The organism is Agathobaculum massiliense, from assembly GCF_900291975.1.
Classification (GTDB): domain Bacteria; phylum Bacillota; class Clostridia; order Oscillospirales; family Butyricicoccaceae; genus Agathobaculum; species Agathobaculum ammoniilyticum.
This window is the reverse complement of the sequence record NZ_OMPN01000001.1, coordinates 2,554,609-2,573,297: the sequence shown is the minus strand read 5'-3', so window position 1 is coordinate 2,573,297 and position 18,689 is coordinate 2,554,609. Positions and strand designations below refer to the sequence as shown.

The 18,689-nt window shown below is 63.2% G+C and carries 19 protein-coding genes; 3 read left to right on the top strand and 16 right to left on the bottom strand.

The window, feature by feature from the left end; genetic code table 11:
• Window positions 1-25: 25 nt before the first annotated feature.
• The 14 genes from DBQ51_RS13065 to DBQ51_RS13000 form a co-directional block, all read right to left on the bottom strand.
• Window positions 26-814, bottom strand: coding sequence for a phage baseplate assembly protein V (locus DBQ51_RS13065; RefSeq protein ID WP_054326482.1), 789 nt, complete (start codon window positions 812-814; stop codon window positions 26-28).
• On the bottom strand, window positions 811-1,920 hold the full coding sequence (locus DBQ51_RS13060) for a phage late control D family protein (RefSeq protein WP_107631783.1): 1,110 nt from the start codon (window positions 1,918-1,920) through the stop codon (window positions 811-813). Before DBQ51_RS13060 ends, DBQ51_RS13065 begins: the two co-directional genes overlap by 4 nt.
• A gap of 23 nt (window positions 1,921-1,943) precedes the next feature.
• Complete coding sequence (locus tag DBQ51_RS13055) at window positions 1,944-2,681, bottom strand: CIS tube protein (protein ID WP_054326480.1); 738 nt, start codon at window positions 2,679-2,681, stop codon at window positions 1,944-1,946.
• A gap of 18 nt (window positions 2,682-2,699) precedes the next feature.
• Window positions 2,700-5,960 carry a hypothetical protein gene (locus tag DBQ51_RS13050; protein WP_107631782.1) on the bottom strand — a complete coding sequence of 1,087 codons (3,261 nt, stop codon included), beginning with the start codon at window positions 5,958-5,960 and terminating at the stop codon, window positions 2,700-2,702.
• The gene (locus DBQ51_RS13045; protein ID WP_107631781.1) at window positions 5,960-6,415 is read right to left on the bottom strand and encodes a phage tail protein; all 456 of its coding nucleotides are present in this window, start codon (window positions 6,413-6,415) and stop codon (window positions 5,960-5,962) included. Before DBQ51_RS13045 ends, DBQ51_RS13050 begins: the two co-directional genes overlap by 1 nt.
• A gap of 1 nt (window position 6,416) precedes the next feature.
• A complete protein-coding gene (locus DBQ51_RS13040; RefSeq protein ID WP_054326476.1) occupies window positions 6,417-6,902 on the bottom strand; it encodes a phage tail protein in 486 nt (161 codons plus the stop codon).
• Window positions 6,903-6,922: 20 nt separating this feature from the next.
• Window positions 6,923-7,102 carry a DUF6760 family protein gene (locus DBQ51_RS13035; RefSeq protein WP_054326475.1) on the bottom strand — a complete coding sequence of 60 codons (180 nt, stop codon included), beginning with the start codon at window positions 7,100-7,102 and terminating at the stop codon, window positions 6,923-6,925.
• Window positions 7,103-7,107: 5 nt separating this feature from the next.
• Window positions 7,108-7,467 (bottom strand): hypothetical protein, encoded by a 360-nt coding sequence (locus DBQ51_RS13030; RefSeq protein WP_107631780.1) that lies wholly within the window; start codon window positions 7,465-7,467, stop codon window positions 7,108-7,110.
• A gap of 125 nt (window positions 7,468-7,592) precedes the next feature.
• On the bottom strand, window positions 7,593-8,072 hold the full coding sequence (locus tag DBQ51_RS13025) for a phage tail protein (protein WP_054326473.1): 480 nt from the start codon (window positions 8,070-8,072) through the stop codon (window positions 7,593-7,595).
• Between the two features lie 35 nt (window positions 8,073-8,107).
• Window positions 8,108-9,880 (bottom strand): phage tail sheath family protein, encoded by a 1,773-nt coding sequence (locus DBQ51_RS13020; protein WP_107631779.1) that lies wholly within the window; start codon window positions 9,878-9,880, stop codon window positions 8,108-8,110.
• Window positions 9,881-10,046: 166 nt separating this feature from the next.
• Window positions 10,047-10,442: a hypothetical protein gene (locus DBQ51_RS13015; protein WP_107631778.1), complete on the bottom strand. Its 396-nt coding sequence runs from the start codon at window positions 10,440-10,442 to the stop codon at window positions 10,047-10,049.
• Window positions 10,429-10,848: a hypothetical protein gene (locus tag DBQ51_RS13010; RefSeq protein ID WP_107631777.1), complete on the bottom strand. Its 420-nt coding sequence runs from the start codon at window positions 10,846-10,848 to the stop codon at window positions 10,429-10,431. The genes DBQ51_RS13015 and DBQ51_RS13010 overlap by 14 nt, the downstream gene beginning before the upstream one ends.
• Window positions 10,835-11,881: a hypothetical protein gene (locus DBQ51_RS13005; protein WP_054326470.1), complete on the bottom strand. Its 1,047-nt coding sequence runs from the start codon at window positions 11,879-11,881 to the stop codon at window positions 10,835-10,837. Before DBQ51_RS13005 ends, DBQ51_RS13010 begins: the two co-directional genes overlap by 14 nt.
• Window positions 11,882-11,905: 24 nt before the next feature.
• Entirely contained in the window at window positions 11,906-12,268 is a 363-nt protein-coding gene (locus tag DBQ51_RS13000) for a response regulator (RefSeq protein WP_107631776.1), read from the bottom strand.
• A gap of 286 nt (window positions 12,269-12,554) precedes the next feature.
• Here DBQ51_RS13000 and DBQ51_RS12995 point away from each other — a divergent pair, with 286 nt between their 5' ends.
• Entirely contained in the window at window positions 12,555-15,587 is a 3,033-nt protein-coding gene (locus DBQ51_RS12995; protein WP_159068188.1) for an eCIS core domain-containing protein, read from the top strand.
• Window positions 15,588-15,678: 91 nt separating this feature from the next.
• Window positions 15,679-16,164: a hypothetical protein gene (locus tag DBQ51_RS12990; protein ID WP_054326464.1), complete on the top strand. Its 486-nt coding sequence runs from the start codon at window positions 15,679-15,681 to the stop codon at window positions 16,162-16,164.
• Window positions 16,165-16,230: 66 nt separating this feature from the next.
• On the opposite strand, the gene DBQ51_RS12985 is transcribed toward DBQ51_RS12990, so the two are convergent.
• The gene (locus DBQ51_RS12985) at window positions 16,231-16,974 is read right to left on the bottom strand and encodes a LytR/AlgR family response regulator transcription factor (protein ID WP_107631774.1); all 744 of its coding nucleotides are present in this window, start codon (window positions 16,972-16,974) and stop codon (window positions 16,231-16,233) included.
• Between the two features lies 1 nt (window position 16,975).
• On the bottom strand, window positions 16,976-17,689 hold the full coding sequence (locus DBQ51_RS12980) for a LytR/AlgR family response regulator transcription factor (RefSeq protein WP_159068187.1): 714 nt from the start codon (window positions 17,687-17,689) through the stop codon (window positions 16,976-16,978).
• Between the two features lie 151 nt (window positions 17,690-17,840).
• Between DBQ51_RS12980 and DBQ51_RS12975 the strand changes: the two genes are divergently transcribed.
• Window positions 17,841-18,623: a response regulator gene (locus tag DBQ51_RS12975; protein ID WP_107631772.1), complete on the top strand. Its 783-nt coding sequence runs from the start codon at window positions 17,841-17,843 to the stop codon at window positions 18,621-18,623.
• The last annotated feature ends 66 nt before the right edge of the window (window positions 18,624-18,689 follow it).

Here is an 18,689-nt window from a genome sequence, read left to right as displayed (position 1 = left end):
GCCGTGCGGGGGTTCCCGCCCACTCTCAGTTGATATTGACCATCAGGCCCTTGACGGTCGTGTTGCCGCTGGCCGTCAGCTCAAGCGTGCCGTTCGACTTGACCGCGGCCTGCGAGCCGCCCTCGAGCGTCAGCCCGGCAGAGGCCTTGGCCTCGATGTTCGCGCCCTGCACAGCTACCTTGCTCTCGCCCTTGGCCGTGATGTTGCCGGCCTCCTCTATCGTGAGCGCGGCCTTCCCCGCAGACAGCTCGATCTTTTTCGCCGCCTGTAGGGTGATACCGCCTTCCTTCAGGTCCATCAGCAGAGCGTTTTGGCTCTCCTTGTCCCGTAGTTCGACCTTCTGCGCCTCGTCGTCCAGCACCAGCGTCGCGCCCGAGGGCATGGTCAGCGTGACCTTGTGCTTTTCCTCCTCATCGTGCATCAGCAGTTCAATTCCGGAGGGGGTACGCAGCGCGTAGTCCTGCACCTTTCCGTCCGCGATGGTGTAGGGTGGCTTGACCTCGGTCGTCCACAGCCGTCCGATCACAACCGGCCGGTGTGGATCCCCGTCCAGATAATCCAGCAGAACCAGGTCGTCCACCCGTGGGAACCAGAAAAAGCCGTACTCCATGCCGCCCGCCGCCGCCGTCACATAGCACCAGTCGGTTTCCTCGGTGTTTTCCGATCCGACCGGCAGGCATTTAACACGGTTGAATTTCTCCGGATCGGTCACATTGGTCACCTTGGCGAGTGTCGGCCCGCGGCGGTCCATTTCCCGCCGCAGCCCCGCGCCGCTTTCCCGAAAGAGCGAATCCAACTGTTCCACTATGCTCATTTGGTTTTCGCTCCTTTCACCTCAAACGTGGTGGAATACCCCTCGCTGTCAAACCGGTGCTTGACGCGGCTGATAAAATAGCCGCCGTTCGTGCTGCTGTCCAGCCCGTCGATCTCGATATACCGGCCGGGGATAAGCTCGGGGATGCCGATGCACGCCCCCTCGCCCGATACCAGCCCCATCGCAATGCTGTTAAGCCGGTTCTGGGCTATCAGCTCGCACTCCTCCTGGGTGCGGGCGTATTCGCTGTATTCGCGCAGCACGGCCGACTGCAGGGCGGGCGCCAGCTTTGCCGCGGACTGCTCCGCCGCGCCGCCGATCGTGACCGTATCCGCCGTACCCTTGATAGGCTTCTGGTTGACGTCCCGTCCCCAGACCTCGACCCTGCCGACCTGATGCGCCAGCGAAACGCGTTTGGTAAAGCTGCGCAGACCCGCGCCCACCGCCAGCTTGATCAGCGGCTTGGTGTCCGACGCCACGTCGTCAAAAATCAGTTCCCCGTCCACGGCAAACAGACTCGCCCCGTACCGCTGTGCCAGCAGGTTCAAAAAGCTCCAGTCGTCGATCTGCTCCTTGATGATGGGCGTTTTCAGCTTCTGGAAACCGGAGAGCAGCCCGACCGTCGCTCTTTTGGCATAGCCCTTGGCCACGCTTTTGCCCAAAATGTCCTCCACCAGGTTTTTGGCCTGCTGCTGGCCCGCGTACAGCGGCTCGCGCATACTCATCAGGTACCCCAGGCCGTCGATGCCGGTGATCTCAATGCGCGGCCCTTCGTTGCCGTTATACACAAAGGAATACTCGTCGATATAGCCGTAAAAGATCTCCTCCATCTTGACATAGCCGCCCCTGACGGCCAGTTTGGCTCCGGCCTTGACCGACTTGTCAAAGTCGTTCTTCCACTTGCTCGCTTCGGCCCTGTACTGGCTGTCCACGGTGAAAGAGCAGCCGCCCGCGCTTCCGTCCGCGTTCAGCTCCACCTCAAGGTTGAGGATAGGGATCTCGCGGCTGGAATAGGTAGTGCTGCCGATGGTGACCTCCAGGGCGGGCGTTATGAAATTGACGTATTTCTGCTGAAGCGCCTCGTAGGTATAGGTCGCTTTGTCCAAAGCCGTCCGCCTCCTTCCGTCCCTCAGTCGATCGCCGGCAGGACCAGCCGCTCGCCCGAGCGCAGCCTGCGCGGGTTGGCCAGGCCGTTGGCCGACGCGATCGTGCGCCACTGCTCGGGCTGCCCGTATTCCTTGACCGCCATCGCCCACAGGGAGTCCCCCTGCACGACCGTGCGGTACTTGGTGGTGTCCGGCGATTCAAACGGGTGCATTTTTGCGTCTTCCAGCAGGTTGGTCACCTGATGGAACACGCATTCCATCGTCGCCCGCACCGGCATGCCTTTTTCGTTGAATTTGGTAAAGGTCTGCGTACACTGCGCCAGGTATCCGTAAAACTGCAGCGACGACCATTCCAGCTTGAGCGGCGGGATGGAATGGATGGAGGTATCAAAGCGCATCAGGTTGTAGATTTCCTGGGTGTAATCGCGCACGTCAAGCATCTTCGCCGCGGAGGGCAGCAGGCTGTTGCCGGCAAACTTGGCCTTGTCGATCGGCGAGCCGCCCACCTCCGCCCCGGCGGACATGGTATCGAAAAACAACGTAAAGCTCAGCGTTTCGGAGTCGCCAGACGGCACCTGCGATTCCTGCCCGTTCGCGCCGAACGCGTTTTCCTTGGTCATGTTCACGCTGCGCGACTGCACATATTGCTCCGGATTATAGAGTACGGTGATTTTTTTCCCCTTTTCATCGCCTGCTGTCACTGTGATCGTCATTTTTTCCAACGGCATCAGGATATTGGGGTTGGGTACGCCAACGAACATCGTCCGGCTCCTTTCTGCTTATTTTCCGCTGCGCCGCAGCTCGCGCCGCAGCCGCTCCTCGATCATGCGGTACACCTTGTCCGCCGCGCGGCGCAGCTCGCTGTCGCTCAGGCGGGCGGGGGCTGCAGGACGCTGCATTTCCAGCTGCCGGTTCTCTCGGAATATGACCGGCGCGGCTTTCGGCATCGCGCCCGGCGCGGTCCATTCGATCTGCCCCGGCTGCGTCCCCGCCGTCTGCTGCTGCGCCGCTGAAAAGCGGTGCGTGTTCTGGCTGTCCGCGCGGGACGGCTGCTGCAGGAAGCGCTGCGCCCATTCGGGCAGCGCGCCGGTCTGGGGCGGCGTTTCACGACCCGTTTTCTGCTCCACCGCCTGTATGGGCAGGTAGGACAGCTCGTTTCCGTCCGCCGCCGCGGACTGGACAGACGCAGCCTGCGGCTGTACCAAGGCGTTGGACAGCGGCGCCATCAGGCGCGCCGCCGCGATCTGATTCGCCGGCAGCGTCCGCACCAGCGTGGTCTGTAGCAGCTGTATAGGGTGTGCCGGCAGGCGGCTCGCCAGATGGCGCAGTACTGTGCGCGGCCGTTCCACCGTCCGCCCCTGCCTGTGCGCGGCTGTCCTGCGTGACGCGGCCTGCGCCGCGGCCGGCAGCGCCGCTCTCTCAGCCCTGTACATCAGATTGGTATCCGTCTGCAAAACGCCCTCCGCGCCGCCCGTGACAGGTCGCGCAGACCGCCGTTCCTCCGCTTTGCCGCGTCCGTCCGGTATCTGGAAAGGCTCGGTTGCTTCCGCCAGTACGGTATGGGACGCCGCCGTTATATTATTCCGTCCCTCCGTGCGCGCGGCGCGGGTGGATGCGACGGCGGTCCATTCTCCGTCCGCCTCTGCCGATTCCCATACCGTCTGCGCCCGTTCCTTCCGCCATGTCAGCGGCTCAGGCAGATCCATCTCTGTTATTGGCGCCGGCCGCAGGATGTCAGGCACGGCCTGCGGCGATTTCCCGCCGACCGCTTGTGGTACCGCCTGCGCCGGCCATTCTGCTGTGCGGTTGCTCGACGGTACGGCGGTATTCGCGCCGGCAGGCTTGCGCCCGACGGCTGACGACTCGGCCCGACGGTCTTTTCCGGCTTCCTGTCCAGCTGTCTGTTCGTCTAACGCGAAACGCGCTTCCCTCTGCTTTGCCGCCTGCTGTCCCGACCGGATATGCGGTTTTTCCGGATCTGCCGCAGCTTTCCGATAGAGCAGCGGCTCCGCAGGAAGCGCCGCCGCTTCTGTCGACGTGTCAGGCGTGTGCTGAGCTGCCCTTGCCCGCGGCGTACTGTCCTGTCCCGTGAAATCAGTTTCAGAAGTCGTCTGTGCTTCCCCTGTCTGCATTTCAGGGGGCTGGGCCTTCTCCGGTATCGCAATCTCTGCCGCCTGTTGCGCGACCCACGTCTCTGTTTCCGACTGGGGCGGCGCATCCCTTCCCTGTGATGGGTGCGCGTCGGGAACGGCCATGCTGTGCGGTTCATCCCCTCCGCGCGCAAAACGCCCGTCATCCGTTCCCCGCGAAAGCAGGGGACGTTCCCGTCCCTCTACGCGGTGCAGCAGCGCTTCCTGCGGCAGAGCCGCCTGCGGCGCTTCTGCGCCCGGCAGGGCCTTTTCGGCCGCGGTCAGGTCATGGGCTGCGTATCCTGCCAGCATTGTTTGCAGCGCCGCCACGTCGGATTGCCCTGTCTGGGCCGATCCCCTGTCCGTTTTGAGCGCTTTCCGGCCGGCATCCGGTTCGCCGCGAGCGGCGGTCCGGTTATCTGCATCTGCCGTCGGACCAGCCTGCGCCGGCCTTGCATCCTTTTCTCCAGAAAACACTTCGTATTTCCGTTGCCCCTGCGCTTCGGCGCGGTGCAGCAGCGCTTCCGGCGGCAGAGCCGCCGCGTCGGATTGCACTGCCTGAGCCGCGACCGTACCCGCTTTGAACGGCCTTGCGTCCGACAGAATATCCGCGCCGTCTGCCGCGCGGTGCAGACCCGCGTTTTGCGGCGATGCTGCAGCGGATTGTTCCGTCTGGGCCGCTGCCGTATCCGTTTGACGTGCCACGCGGGCGGTATCCACAGCGGCATCCGGCTTACCGGATTCCGCAGCTACCCGGCTTTCCTTATGTACCACGCCCGTCCGCGCCGGTTTGCTGTCCATTTTTTCGGACAACGCCGTATGCCCCCGCTCTTCTGTGCCGCCGCCCGCACCGTTTTCTTCCCGCTGCACCGACCGCCGCACGGCCTGTTCGACCGCGCGGTCCAGCCGCTGCACCATCCGGCGCACAGCGCCGCCCGTCTCCTGCGCGGCGGCATGCGGATGGGTCAGCGTCTGCTCTTGTGCAAGCACGCCGCTCGGGATCGCTTCGGCTTCCGCCTGCTCCAGCGCGCGCTGTCTACGTAAGCGGAGTTGGTCCGGCAGCAGGATGCTCCCGCCGAGGGGCTGTCCTTTCTCCGCGCCCCTTACCCCTTTGGAGGCGGTAAAGCCCGGATGCTCTGCCTGCCAGCGGGGCGACCAACCTTCCCCTGCTGGGGCGGCTGTACTCCACGAAACCGGCGTGAGCGGGGTAATCGCCCATCCGGTCTGTCCGTACGCTGCGGTCTGCCGCGCGCGGCCCGCCCCTGCACGGCGCGCCTGCCGCACTGCGGCGGCGGCCTGCATGCCGATGGGCGCGCGGAACGGCTTTCCGGCGGCGGCCGTGCGGCCCGCCTGCGGCGTATCTGTCAATTTACCCTCCGGTCGCGCGGCCTGCCGCGCGTTTTCCGCAGCCGCAACCGCCTGAACGGCAACAGCCAGCGACCTCTCCCGCGTGGACAGGAGGGTATCCGCCGCGTGCGTCTGTGCGGCTCCTGCCGCCCTGTGCCGTGCCGCGTGCGTTTCCTCCCGCGGCAGCTCAAGCCGCACGTTTACATGCGCCTGCGCGGGCGCGGCCTCGCTGACGCGACGCTCGAGCAGGTAGACCCGTTCCAAAATACGCGCCACCGCCTGCGCCTGCCGTTTATCCGCCTGCCGCCGCTCCTTCTTGAGCGTTTCCAGCACAATCTTGAGGTCTACGTCCAGATGCAGCTCCCGCTCCGGCGCATGGGCGAGGACAGACTCGCCCTCCTCCAGCAGCGCGAGCGGCTCCTCGCGGTACAGTCCGGTCTGCCAGGCGCTGCGGGTGCGGATCTCGTCACCGAACGCAAGCGACAACAGCCCAAATAGAGACAGGCCCAGCCTGTCCCTTTTCGCTACCGCCATATCCGTTTTTATTACGGCAATTGAATCCATCAGCAGCACCCATTGTATATCAGTTCAATCCGGCTGACCGCCAGCGCGGCCTGGTTGCTGTCCAGCGACGGCCCCACATACTTCTGCAGGTACGCGCCCACGATCGACCAGGTGCGCTGGGGCGTACCGAAGCTGTCCTTGAGGATGACCGTCCCCGCCAGCGGGATGGACACGCCCAGGTTGCACATGTTCATCAGCAGCGAGACCGAGTCCACGCTGGTCACCGTACCCTGCTCGAGTACGAGCACCTGCGGCTTGTTCTGCTTGAAAAAGAACCGCGGGTAATTCAGCCCGCCTTCGTTGAAAATCTCATACTCGACCTCCATATCCAGGCCGGATACCGAGGTGAACTTCCCTTCCAGCACAGCGCCTGTACCAATCAGCATCACCTCAAAATAAGCGCCCGACAAATACGCCATGCCGCAGTACACCTCCTTGCTGGGCGGTTTGGTCATATCATCCCGACTGGGGTGGCTCGTGCGTGATGCGCTCCATGCCGGTGATGGCAAAGGTAAGGCTTTCCGAAAGCACCTCGCTGCGCCCGCCGTCCATCGGCGTCAGCTCGTAGCCGATGGGCAGCGCGTCCCTGAGCGACCAGGTCACGCCGCGGTTGCCCTTGTCGTCCAGCGCCACGATGTTGAGCGTGCGCCGCAGCCCCGCGCCCTTCGGCCCTGCCTCCGGCCCTGCGGCCGCGGAGAAAAGCCAGTCCAGAAAGTCGTTATCCCCCACCACGCCCTTGGTCAGCGTGACCGGCTCAAAGCGCGTCAGCACAGGGATATAGTCCTGCACGCCACGGTTGTCGTTACCCGAGCGCGCCTGCACGGTGTCAACCGTCATTTTCACGCCGGAAAAATGCGTGAACGCCGCCACGGCCACGCCGCCGCTCTCCACCTCCACCAGGAAGCGGAAAGCCTTAAAGGGTTCTTGATAGGTGACGCCCATCTTGCTTTCCCTCCCTGCTTTCAGCGGAATTCAAAGGTATTCTGCTCGGTATTACTGAGCTTTTTGTTCACAGCCGAGACCTCCCTGCACCACCGGCGGCGTTCCAGATGGTTCAGGCGCATGACCTCGTCTCGGGACCAGTGCAGGTAGTACGACAGGAACGTCATCTCCTGATATATGCGCTCCTGCGGGTACAGCACCAGTCCTAGCTCAACAAAAAATCCAGCGGCACCTCAACCGCTTGGTTGCAGTGCGGGCAGGTCACCTTGTAAACCGGCAGCTCGGACATATTGATGCGCTGGTACAGATCCTGCAGATAGGCGAGATCCATGGTGAACAGGTTCTCGATCACCCGCGTGTTGATGCTGCTGAGCGTACCCAGCCGCGTGATGACGCGCGAGAGCAGGATGATGGTTAGGTAGCCGGAATTCTGCTGCACGCGTGGGTCGCGCAGGGGCAGGATCTCGTCCGCCGCAGTCGCCAGGCGCATGGTGCCGCGCCGGTGTACGTCGCCGTTCTGGTCCACATAGCCGCGCGGCAGTTCAAACTCAAATTCAGTCTCCATGTAGCTTCTCCTTTCGCTTCAAAGGGGTCGGAAGTGCACGGGCGCTTGACGGGAAGCGGCCTCCCGTGCGCTTCCGGCCGCCCCGGCGGAAAGCCGGGGCGCAGGCCGAAAACAGAGCGCTGCTATCAGATCGTGGAGGGCTCGCCCGCTACGCCGCCCGGCGTGTGCTCGAGGCCCTCATGGCACAACTCGAGCGACTGGATGGCGACCTCGCCGCCCATGCCGTTCAGGTCGGGCACGGTGTAGCCCACCGGCCACGCGTTGATCAGGTTCCAGGACGGGCCGGGGTTGCCCGCGTCGTCGATCAGGGTGATAGTCACGTTGTGGCGTATCATGCCGGTCGGGGGCGCGGTGTTGGTCGGCGCGACCGCGTATACCCAGTCGAGGAAGTCGGAATCATCGGACACGCCCCAGCGCAGGGTGACGTTGCCGAACTTGGTCAGGCCCGCGAGCTTGCGCGGGGTGTTGCGCAGGTCGTCGCCCTCGCGGTATTCGACCGCATCGACCGAGGAACTCATGCCCGAAACCTCGGAAAAGCCCGCGCGGCTGATGCCGTCGATCTCGACCTGGTATCGGAATACTCTATATGGATAGTTGATTGCCATTTATGTTCGTCCTTTCTGCCAACAGTGGGCTTTATTTATTCGCCGGTCGCGGTCTTCTGCGTGATGCGGAAGATCACGAATTCAGCGGGCTTGACCGGCGCGATACCGATCTGGCAGATCAGGCGGCCGTTGTCGATATCATCCTGCGTCATGGTTGTCGGGCCGCACTCCACGAAGAACGCCTGCTCCGGACTGGAGCCGGCCAGCGCGCCGTCGCGCCAGCAGGTCGCAAGGAAGGTCTCGATCGTGCGGGTCACGCGGCTCCACAGCGTTTCGCTGTTGGGCTCGAATACCACCCAGTTGGTGTTCGCCTTGATCGACTCCTCGATGAAGATGAACAGGCGGCGCACGTTGAGGTACTTCCACAGCCCGTTCGAGCTGATCGTGCGCGCCCCCCATACACGGATGCCCTGGCCGGGCAGCGCGCGGATCAGGTTGACACCGATCGGATTGAGGATATCCTGCTCACCCACGTTGTAATTGCAGGACAGGCCAGTGCAGCCGCGGACGACCTCGTTCGCAGGGGCCTTATGCACGCCGCGGCTGTTGTCGCTGCGGGCGTAGACGCCTGCCATCGCGCCGGAGGGCGGGAAGTAATCCGCGCGTTTGGCGCCCGCGTCAAACATCTGCAGCCATGGATGGTACATCGCTGCGTAGGTCGAGTCGTACATATCGCGGAAGGTAGCCACGTCGTTCGTCTTTTTCAGGTCCATCGGCACGTCGAGGATGGCAAAGCAGCTCTTGCGGTTCTCGCAGAAGCTGATCAGCGCCGCCTGTACCTCGGGCGCGGTCACGCCGGGGATCGCCAGCACGGATACCACGCCGTTCTCCTGGAACGCCTGCAGGCCGGTGCGGCGGCCCGGGCCGTCGTCCGCACCGATGTACGCGTCCGGTGTGACGCTCTGTACCGATCCGTCGCTGCCGCCCTGTAGGGTCAGCACCATTTCGTCCCCCGCGCCGCCGCATAGCTCATACGGCGTGATGCCGGCCGCCTTGGCTGGCGCTGCGGACGCTTCCTTTTTCTCCTTGCCCTCTTCCTTGGCCGCCGGCGCGGGCGCCGCCGCCTTGACCGGCACGACCTCCACGCGGATCAGGTCGCTCTTGGCGGTCTTGACCGGCGCATAGTTAAGCGCCTCGGGCTTGAGGGACAGGTTTTCAAAGACCTCCACCGTATCGTCCAGGCGGGCGGTGATGGTGATTTCGCAGGTACGGATGTACTTGTCCGTGCCGACCTTGGTATCCGCCACGGCCAGCGCACAGGGCGCGTCCAGGGTGACGACCCTGTCGAGCACGCTCTTGATGGTCGCGTAGGCGGCGGTCTTGCCGTCGAACAGTTCGACCACGTCTCCGGTATTGAACCCGTCCGCGTTCTTGAGCGTCAGGTCCGCGCCGCTCGCCGCGAGCACCTGGGTCTTGGCCTTGCTGGAGGCCGCGACAGTCACGCGCATCTTTTCCGCCCAGGCGCCCGGGTTAGCCGCAGTGATGCGCAGCGCGCCGGTCGTCAGGGCAGCAGCTTTTGCGTCGCCCGGCACGGCGCGCATGATGTAGGCGCGCGCGCCGCCGTTCATGAAGAACTGCTCGACCGCATAAGGCAGATAGCGTGCGTCGCCATAGCCCGCCTTGCTCAGATAGCCGCCGTATATGCGCGTGTAGTCGGCAAAGCTGGTAACCAGCTGCGGCTGGCCGATCGTAGGGCCGCGCTCCGCCAGGCCGACAAAACCCGCCGTGCTGGTGCTGACGCCCTGCATCGGGGTCGCACCCGAGTCATACTCCTCCACATACACACCTGGGGATAAATATTCTGCCATGTTTTTGCTTCACGCCATTGTAGTTGGCTGGGGGCCGGTCGTGAAGCTCCCCTCCTTTCTAAATTGTACTGGGTCTGCTTCTATTATTTTCGCGGACGTTTGAGAAATAAACCAGGCCTCGGGTCGCCCGGTTTATTTCTCAAACCCGATCCCGCACAAAAAACGGTCAGCCGCGGCAGGCGTTCTGGAACGCGCCCCAATAGCGCGCCATCACCGCCGCGCTGTATTCGAGCGCCTCTGCCAGCCGCTCGCGCGCGCTGTAAGGGTCGCCCAAGTCGGCGCGGATGCGGAAAACCGGTGTTTCACCCTGCAGGAACATCGCGCCGCGCGTCAGCGCGCCGTTCGCTTCGCCACAGGCTTCGAGCGCCGCCGCCCATTCGCGCGCGGCCATAGGATAACGGCTGTAGATCAACACCTCGCCCCGCCTGCACCGGCAGGCAAGCTCCCACACCATCACGCCCTCGCGAAAACGGAAGCGCGTCCATACGCCGCTCTGCTCCCACGGCACGCCGCTGTCGCGCAGCAGCGCTTCCAGCAGCCTGCGGCATTCATCCTCCTGCAAAGGAGACACCTCCCTGTCCGGCCAGCCCGTCGGGCGCGGCCGGTGCGGCCTGCACCGCGGGCAGCGCCGCCCAGTCGGGTGGAGCGGACGCCGCGGCGGACGCCGTTTTGATATCCTTGGGCGCTGTCCGCACCGCGTCGGGCGGCGGTAGCGCCGTGACCGGCTCGATCCGTCTGTCCTGTCCCGCCAGCAGGGCGAGCAGAGCGCTGTTGCCCATCTGTGCGGAGAGCGCCAGCACCATCGCGGCGGGCAGGCGCGTCAGCGGCACGCCTGCCTGCACGGCCTCCAGCGCGATTCGCAGAGTCTGCTGTTCGCTTTGCGCCGCGCGGCGGCGCTGCTTGTCCTCCCGCACCTGCTGGGAATGGTGCGCCGACGTTCTGGCGGCGTTCTGTTCATTCTGCTGCATGGCCGTCCTCCCCGTCCTGCGGTGGCCTGGGCGCGCTGCCGTTCGGCTGATCCGGTGGCTCGGGCGGCGTTTCGGCCTGTTCGACCGCCTGTACCAACTCGTCGGTAAAGCTGGGGGCTTCAAATAAGGTAAGGGCTTCGGTCGCGCGGTCCGCGATCAGCCGCAGCTTGTTGATAAATTCGTTGCGCATCTGTGCTTTTTTGCCGATCATCGCCTGCACGCGCACATAGGCGTTTTGCAATAACTGCCGCTCCCCGTCGTCGCCGCTCTCGCGCAGGCGGGCGCTGTACTGCCCTGCCAGCGCGCGTTCGCGGCTGTCGTCCAGGAACGGGTACATCCTGCGCAGCGCCTGTGCGCCGCCGCCCGCGCCCATATCGCTTTTTCCGGCCGCGAGGTCGGCCATGGATTCCACCATCTGCCGTGCGTCCGCGAGCGTATCGACCACCAAGCCGACCGCGCTGTCCGCAAAGCCGCGGTTGAACACCACGCTGTCCGGCCCGTGTCCGGGGATGACGCGCTGCTGCGAGCCGCCCTCGAACAGGCGGCGCTGCTGCTCCCTGACCGGCTGGGACTGCCCGACCGTACGCTTCAGGCAGGAAACCAGCATCATCTTGCCCGTCCCCGCCATCACCGCGCCGGCCAGCGTGCCGCGCTGGAACGCCGTTTCGGAAAAACGTCGCACCATGTCCTGGTTATCCGACCAGCGCATCTGATACAGGTCTTTAGCGTTGGTCGGGTTGGGCTTCTGCGCGTCCCGCACTGGTCCGGTTTGCTGTTCCGCCCACTGCGGCGGCTGCGCGGCCTGCTCCGTGCGGGTAAAACCGCCGGCGCTCTCCCCAGCCAGCGCCGCCGCGTGGCGGCGGCCAATCTCGTCAAAGGTCTGCCGGAAGTCTTCGGTAATATGGTACAGCGGGTCGCGGTGGGAGAAAAACTCGCTGCCCGCCGCCCAGGCGAGCTGGCGGCGCGTGTCTTTCTCCGTAACCGGCGGCACGGCCGCCTGCGCCTGCCTGCGTTTTACCCAAGCGTGCTGCAAGACCAGCCCTCCCCGTACTTTTCCTCAAAACCGTTCCAGCGCCAGGCGCATGCTGCGCGCCACGTGGCGGAACTCCACCGGCCGCAGGATAAAATCCGCAAAATGCAGGTGCAGCCCCTGTATGGCATACTGCGTGGTATCGTCCATCAGGATGATACGGCAGGCGCGGTCGCGTTCCTGCAGCGCGCGGGCGGCCAAAAAGCCCGTACTGCTGCCGAAACCGATATAGGCGATCTGTATTGCCCCAGGCGCCTGTCGGGACAGCTCCTGCGGCGTGCTGATGCACACCACGGCCGCTGGCAGGCTGCGCAGCCTGCAATACTGTTCGATCCATTCGCACAGCCGGGCCTGTTCCTCCGCCTGTGCGGTGCATACCGCCAGCTTCATTGATGCACGCCCCCACCAGTTGTCGTCTGATATCCTGACCTGTTTTGCGCAGGCTCCCGCCTCCGCTGTTTTGATTGTACCTGAAAAGAAATCCGGTTTTAAGCGATTGCGCACAAACGGCCCGAAAGTGTAACAACATGCAAACCGCCCGTAGATTCCGCTATGCTATAATGACAATAGCATGATACGCCGTTCGGCACGTTTCGACCGTTCCCGCACCGTGCCATGCCACGCGGCGGGAGTACCGCCGCATGAGACCCCATCGACCGAGAAAAGGGTGACGTTTATGCAAACCTATCAGAAGAAAGCCAAGCCTTCCGCTTGCACCGTGCCGCGCAGCCGCCCCGCGGCCGCCCACGCGCCGCAGCAGCCCCCCCTGCGCGGGATGAGCGACCTGTTTCCGGTCGAGCATGCCGGACGGCCGGTTGACCTGCCCGCGGCGATCCAGTCCAAAATGGAGAGCGCTTTCGGCGCGGACCTGTCCGGCGTCAAGCTGTATGAGAGCCAGGCGGTCGCGGATGCGGGTGCGGACGCGCTGGCGCAGGGCAGCCACATCGCCTTTGCGCCCGGCCAGCTCGACCTGGTTTCCATGCGCGGGCAGGCGCTGCTCGGACATGAGCTGAGCCACGTTGTCAGCCAGGCGCGTGGCGAGGTGCGCGGCTCCGGCCTGCTGGAAAACCATGCGCTCGAAGCCCGCGCCGACCGCGAGGGCATGATGGCGGCCATGGGCCAGAGCATCTATCCTGGCGCCACAGCAAGCCCCGGTGCGTCAGCCGCAGTCGCTGCGGCAGGGGCCACAGGACCAGTGCAGGCGCGGCGCAGGCGCAAACGGCAGGATCCTGTCGTTTACGGCCCTGAAAACCGCCCCTCCGCGACCGACCGCCGGCTGGGCGCAAACGACATCGAGGGGGACTCTCTGGGTGGCAACGCGCTGGATGCCGGTCTCGCGGCGACTGACCAATTCAACGAATTCAGCTCGACCGTGGAAACCCTTGCCTCCCAGCGGGATAACGGCAGCTATGTGCTTGGCAGGTTCGGTGCAAAAGCGGGTGCTGTCAATGACAGCGATTTTATGGGGCATGCCGCAGCGATCGGCAGTATAATCGGCACGACGAAAAACACGGTCGATACGGCCAAGGATATCAAGGATACCATCACCGACCAGAATGCAGGGACAGCAGAAAAAGCAGCGTCGCTTACCAGCAGCGTCGCCTCCTGGGGTTCGGACGCGCTCGGCACAGCCAAAAACCTGACCGGTCAGATCATCCAGAACGAGGCGGTAAAAGAGGCCGTCGGCAGCCAGCTCGAAGCGCACGGCAGCTACTTCCAGATGATCGCCGGCACGGCGAATGCGGCAAAGGCCACAATCCACGGCCACGAGGCCACCGGCGACCGCCTGGCCGCCGAGCGGGCGGGCCGCATACTCGCCTCGGATTCCTCGCAGCGCGCCGCTTCCGGCGACGCGGAAAAGATCAAAAACGATAAGCTGCTGCGCAGCATGGCGACCAACGCCCGCAACGCCGCCAAGGTCCGCAAGGCGGAAAGCGTGCAAGAGGGCGTGAACGCCGGCATGGACATCGTCAACGGCGGGCTCGGCCTGATTCCCGGCGTCGGCAATCTTGCTGCGATGGGTGGCTCTGCCGTGAAGACGGTTGTCAACACTGGGATGGAGGCCCATGTGGATCAAAAGCGTAAGGAAGCACGCGAAAAGAACCTGGATAACCTGTCGCTGCGCGCATCGCTGGAGAAAAAGCTCGGCATGCGCGACGACCTGCCGGAAAAGAAAAAGAACGAGATCCGCCACCGCGCCAAGCATATCGCCAACCAGATCACCTCGGGAGAGCGCGGTGCGACGACCAACAAGGTTGCAGGCATGCACAAAACGCAAAATGATGTGACGGCCCTTAACCAGCTATCCTCCCAAGATAACGAGGAAGGTCAGCGCGCCCGCAAAATCGTTAACGTCATGGGGATCGGCACCAATTCCAAGGGCGAGATGCTCGATACCGATGCGGCTTCCGCACAGGTCAACGCGGACTTTGCGCGGGGCGGCTCCGTGGAGGAGCAGATCGGCGCGGCCGACGCACACCAGTTTGAAAAGGAACATACCGTTCAGGCTGAACTCAAGCGGCAACAGGCATCCGCCGAGGCAAAAAAGCAGAAAAAGGCGGCTAAACTGGCAAAAAAGGAGCAGAAAAAAGCCGCACTCGAACACTTTAACAGTCTGTCTGAGGAGAACCGGCAGAACATCCGCGCGGCCAACAAGCGCCGCAAGGAGGAGAAAAAGAATCTGATTAAGGACAAGGGCATCAAGTGGTATGACTTTCAAAAGAAAAAAGAAGCCCGGCTGGAATACGACATCGCGCACCGCGTAGGCGATGAATACGGCGGACACGACACCTCCGAAAAGGAAGCCCAGCTCAATGAGCTGCGCGAGCAGCGCGCAGCCAGGCAGGCCGGCAAGGAAAATAAAAAACAGTTAAAAGCCGCCCGCAAGGAAGCCCGCAAGGAGGATAAGGCTTACCAGAGCCAACGCGACGAACAGCGCAAGCTGGCCGGCATCAAGTGGTACGAGTTCAAAAAGAAAAAGGAATTCAACAATGAATACGACTACGCCACGGGTACCAAGGAGCGTCCGGACGCCAATGCGCCTGAGGGCAGTGCAACCGCGAATGCCAATAAGCCCTGGTACAAGCGTGCAGGCGATCACATAAAGAACAAATGGTATTCCATGCGCCGTAAGCATCAGCGCGCCCGCGACAGCTTTGTCAATGAAGAGGAGGACTTCAAGCAACTCAGCGGCTGGCGCAAGGCAAAGCTGATTGTGCAAAACCCGCTAGCCTTTCTGAAATCCAAAACTCAAAAGGGCCGCGCGGCAACCGCCAAACGCAACGCCGAGGCCGCGGCGGACAGTCAGATGCTGGAGCAGCTCATGAATAACCCTGATTCTGTCGGTGAGGACGGCTCGGTTTCGCTGCCGCACAATTCCAATGTATCTGCGGACGCGCTGCAAGCCGCCAAGGCCAACCTGAAGCCAGTGGACGCCTCCCAGCTCTCCACCAGCAACAAGCGCCGCCGCATCACCAGCGGAACGCACGCGATCGATGAGATCCGGCAGGCGCGGGAGCAGGCTGAAAGCAGCGCCGCCCCTGAACAGGCGCCGCCGGAGGCGGCTCCCTCCGACGCATCCGAGCAGTATGACCCGCATATGATGTCTGTTTCCGCTAAGGTGAAGCGGTACAACACACCGGACGGCGTGAAAGCGCCGGTCCGCGAGGAGGAACTTGCGCCCTGGTACCGCAAAAAGGCCAAAAAATAAGCAGGCGGGGCGCTTATCCCGTGATACCGCGCCCTCCTGCGTGCAAACCATGCTATAATAGCACCACCCTCATACCGAAAGGACCTGACTTATGGAACGATCCAAACAGATCATGGATGCGCTCGAAGCGCTGCTGCGCGAGCAGGGCTTTGATGTCCAGCCGGACGGCCGTCTGGACGAACATCCCGGTGTCAACATGCTGATCCCATTGCAGGAGGACGGCACCGAACTGGTATTTGCCGAGCTGCACTTCATCACAGGCCCGCAGGGCTTTGATGTGATTCAGCTCTACACCACGCTGGTGGGCGAGCTGCAGCCGCAGGCCGCGGCCGAGACCGCCAAAGCCATCGCCGTGTGGAATCAGGATCTTCTGCTCGGCGCTTTCGCTTTGCGGGATGACAGACAGCTCTACCACCGCTACTGCCTGACCGTGCCGCGTTCGCTCGCCCCCGGGCAGGCGGCGGCGCTGGCGCTGGACGCGTTTTCGTTCATCCTTGGCCAGATCGCCGAGTACCACGGGGACGCGCTGCTGCTCGCCTCCGGCACCACCTTTGAAGCGCTATGCGCGATGGACTGACCGCGCGCACGCAGGCATGAAAAAGGGAACGGCCCTGCCGGACCGTTCCCCCTCTATCTTTCCCATTCAGAACATACCGGCCGCGCCGCCGTTTTTCCAGTTGCGCAGGAACAGCCAGTCCATGAATTTCCGGCGCGTCGCCGCCGCGTCCGAGGAGCCGATCGGCACCAGGTCGCCGTTATCCATCACAAAATCTCGTTTTTCCATGCGCAAGATGTGTCGCTGGTTGACCAGAAAGCTCCTGTGGCAGCGCAGAAAGTTTTCGCTTGCGATCTCCTCCTCCAACGCGTTCATGCCGCGCGGGGTCTGGACTACGCGCCCGGCGGTGTGGATAAACGCGGTGTGCCGCCTGATCTCTATGTATAAAATATCCCGCAGCAAAATTTCTATTTCGTCCCATTCCGAGCGCACGTTGATCGTACGGAAATATTCCCGCTTTTCCTGTAGGCACCAGTCCAGCGCCGCGTCCAGATCCCGCTGGGCCACCGGCTTGACCAGATAGTCCGAAGCCTGCAGCTCATAGCTGGCGATACCGTGCTCCACGCTGGTGGTGACGAACAGCAGGGCGCATTCGCTGTCCTGCGCGCGCAGACGGCGGGCGGCCTCCATCCCGTCCGGACCATCCATATAAATATCCATCAGGATGATGTCCCACCGGCCCGGCCGGAACAGGTCGAGGAATGCCGCGCCGCTTTCCAACAACTCGATCTCCCACGCTACGCCCTTGCGGCGGCCGTAGTTTTTCAGCAGACGCGCCATCTGCAGGCGCTCTTCTTCCAAGTCGTCGCATATGGCGACCGATATCCGCATGTTATCCCTCCTCCGCGCCGCGCGCCCGCCGGTAAACGGCCAGCGCCTCCTGCACCTGCCGGAGCCTGCCGCGCGCGACCGATATCACCTTGTCGTTGTACATGATAAGCTCCCCGCCGGACACCCGTCGGACCGCCCCCAGATGCACCACAAAGCTTTTCTGCACCCGCAGGAAGGGCGGCTGTGGCAGCGACTCCTCCAGCGCGGACAGCGCGCAGTTCACCTGTAGCGCTCCGCCGGCACGGTAGAGGACGCTGCTGCGTCCGGCCGCCTCGGCATAGAACAACTGATACAGCGGGATATGCACGCGCCTGTGCTGCGCGGGAAGGTCGAGCCAGCCCAGCCCTTTCTGCCAAAAGCTGAAGCAGCGTTCCATCGCGGCGTCCAGTCCGCTGTAGGTAACCGGCTTAGGCACAAGCGCGTTCGGATGGCACTGGTATACGTCGATCGCCGTGCGGTCGTCCTCAGCCAGCAACACCAAGCCGCAGTCCGGATACGCCGCGCGCACCGCCTGCAGGCAGGCAATATCCTGCCGGGCAAGCCCTGCGCTGTCCACCAGGAGCAGCGCGCACCCGTCCGCATCCAGGGCGGCGGGCGACCCGCTTTCCATCGCGAGCTGCAACTCGACGCAGATTTCCTCCGCCCAGGCGCGCAGGAACGCGCTGACCCTTTGGGCGGTCTTCTCTTCATTCGTATAAACGGCAAATCGTACCATTTTCCCCATGCCGCATTCAACCCCGCTGTTTTTGGTTTTCCCCCTGTTGGGTTTATCTTACCACAGTTTGCACGCGAAGTGGCGATTTCTGTCGTGAACAGGAATTTTTTCTTGTTCCGCGCCCGCACGGCATGCCCAAGGAGAAACGCACATGAATTTTTTAGCGATCGACGACGAACCCCTGTGTCTGGACGACCTCCGTCTCACTTTGGCGGAAGCCGCACCCGACTGCTGCTGCGCCTGCTTTTCTTCCCCTGCACAGGCGCTGGCGTATGCCCAAACCCATCCGATCGACGCCGCTTTTCTGGATATTGAGATGAGCGATGTGAGCGGGCTGGCGCTGGCCAAGCAGCTCAAGGACCTGCAGCCTGACCTGCACATCATTTTCGTGACCGGCTATGACAAATATGCGGTATCCGCCTTTGCCCTGCACGCCAGCGGCTATCTGCTCAAGCCGGTGGATACAGACGAGCTGAAGCGGGAGCTGACCTTTTTATACGGCGATATCCCCGCCCCGCATGCCATACGGGTGCAGACCTTCGGCGGGTTTGAGGTATGGGTGAACGGCGCCCCCCTCGCATTCAGCCGCGCCAAGGCCAAGGAACTGTTCGCCTGCCTGATCGACCGCCGCGGCGCGGGGCTGACCACACGGGAGGCGTGCAGCCTGCTGTGGGAGGACGGCGTTTACAATATCGCGCGCAAAAACTATTTCCAGACCATTGTACACGACCTGCGCAGCACGCTCAGGCAGGCCGGCATCGAGCATATCCTGGTCAAAAGCCACAACAGCATCTCTGTCCGCGCCGACGAGATCGACTGCGACAGCTACCGCTTTCTCGATGGGGAGCCGCAGGCGGTCAACAGCTACCGCCACAACTATCTGCCGAGCTATAGCTGGGCGGAATTTTCCGTAGGCAAAATGGAAGGCCTGTGATTGGCCCGTTGTCCTTTTGTTGTCCTTATCGGAGTATACTGTAAATTGACAAAGGAGGTAAACGCC

Coding starts and splice junctions, on each gene's coding strand:
- DBQ51_RS13065 (WP_054326482.1), bottom strand. CDS start 814: ATGAGCATAGTGGAACAGTTGGATTCGCTCTTTCGGGAAAGCGGCGCG.
- DBQ51_RS13055 (WP_054326480.1), bottom strand. CDS start 2,681: ATGTTCGTTGGCGTACCCAACCCCAATATCCTGATGCCGTTGGAAAAA.
- DBQ51_RS13050 (WP_107631782.1), bottom strand. CDS start 5,960: ATGGATTCAATTGCCGTAATAAAAACGGATATGGCGGTAGCGAAAAGG.
- DBQ51_RS13045 (WP_107631781.1), bottom strand. CDS start 6,415: ATGACCAAACCGCCCAGCAAGGAGGTGTACTGCGGCATGGCGTATTTG.
- DBQ51_RS13040 (WP_054326476.1), bottom strand. CDS start 6,902: ATGGGCGTCACCTATCAAGAACCCTTTAAGGCTTTCCGCTTCCTGGTG.
- DBQ51_RS13030 (WP_107631780.1), bottom strand. CDS start 7,467: ATGGAGACTGAATTTGAGTTTGAACTGCCGCGCGGCTATGTGGACCAG.
- DBQ51_RS13025 (WP_054326473.1), bottom strand. CDS start 8,072: ATGGCAATCAACTATCCATATAGAGTATTCCGATACCAGGTCGAGATC.
- DBQ51_RS13020 (WP_107631779.1), bottom strand. CDS start 9,880: ATGGCAGAATATTTATCCCCAGGTGTGTATGTGGAGGAGTATGACTCG.
- DBQ51_RS13010 (WP_107631777.1), bottom strand. CDS start 10,848: ATGCAGCAGAATGAACAGAACGCCGCCAGAACGTCGGCGCACCATTCC.
- DBQ51_RS13000 (WP_107631776.1), bottom strand. CDS start 12,268: ATGAAGCTGGCGGTATGCACCGCACAGGCGGAGGAACAGGCCCGGCTG.
- DBQ51_RS12995 (WP_159068188.1), top strand. CDS start 12,555: ATGCAAACCTATCAGAAGAAAGCCAAGCCTTCCGCTTGCACCGTGCCG.
- DBQ51_RS12990 (WP_054326464.1), top strand. CDS start 15,679: ATGGAACGATCCAAACAGATCATGGATGCGCTCGAAGCGCTGCTGCGC.
- DBQ51_RS12985 (WP_107631774.1), bottom strand. CDS start 16,974: ATGCGGATATCGGTCGCCATATGCGACGACTTGGAAGAAGAGCGCCTG.
- DBQ51_RS12980 (WP_159068187.1), bottom strand. CDS start 17,689: ATGGTACGATTTGCCGTTTATACGAATGAAGAGAAGACCGCCCAAAGG.
- DBQ51_RS12975 (WP_107631772.1), top strand. CDS start 17,841: ATGAATTTTTTAGCGATCGACGACGAACCCCTGTGTCTGGACGACCTC.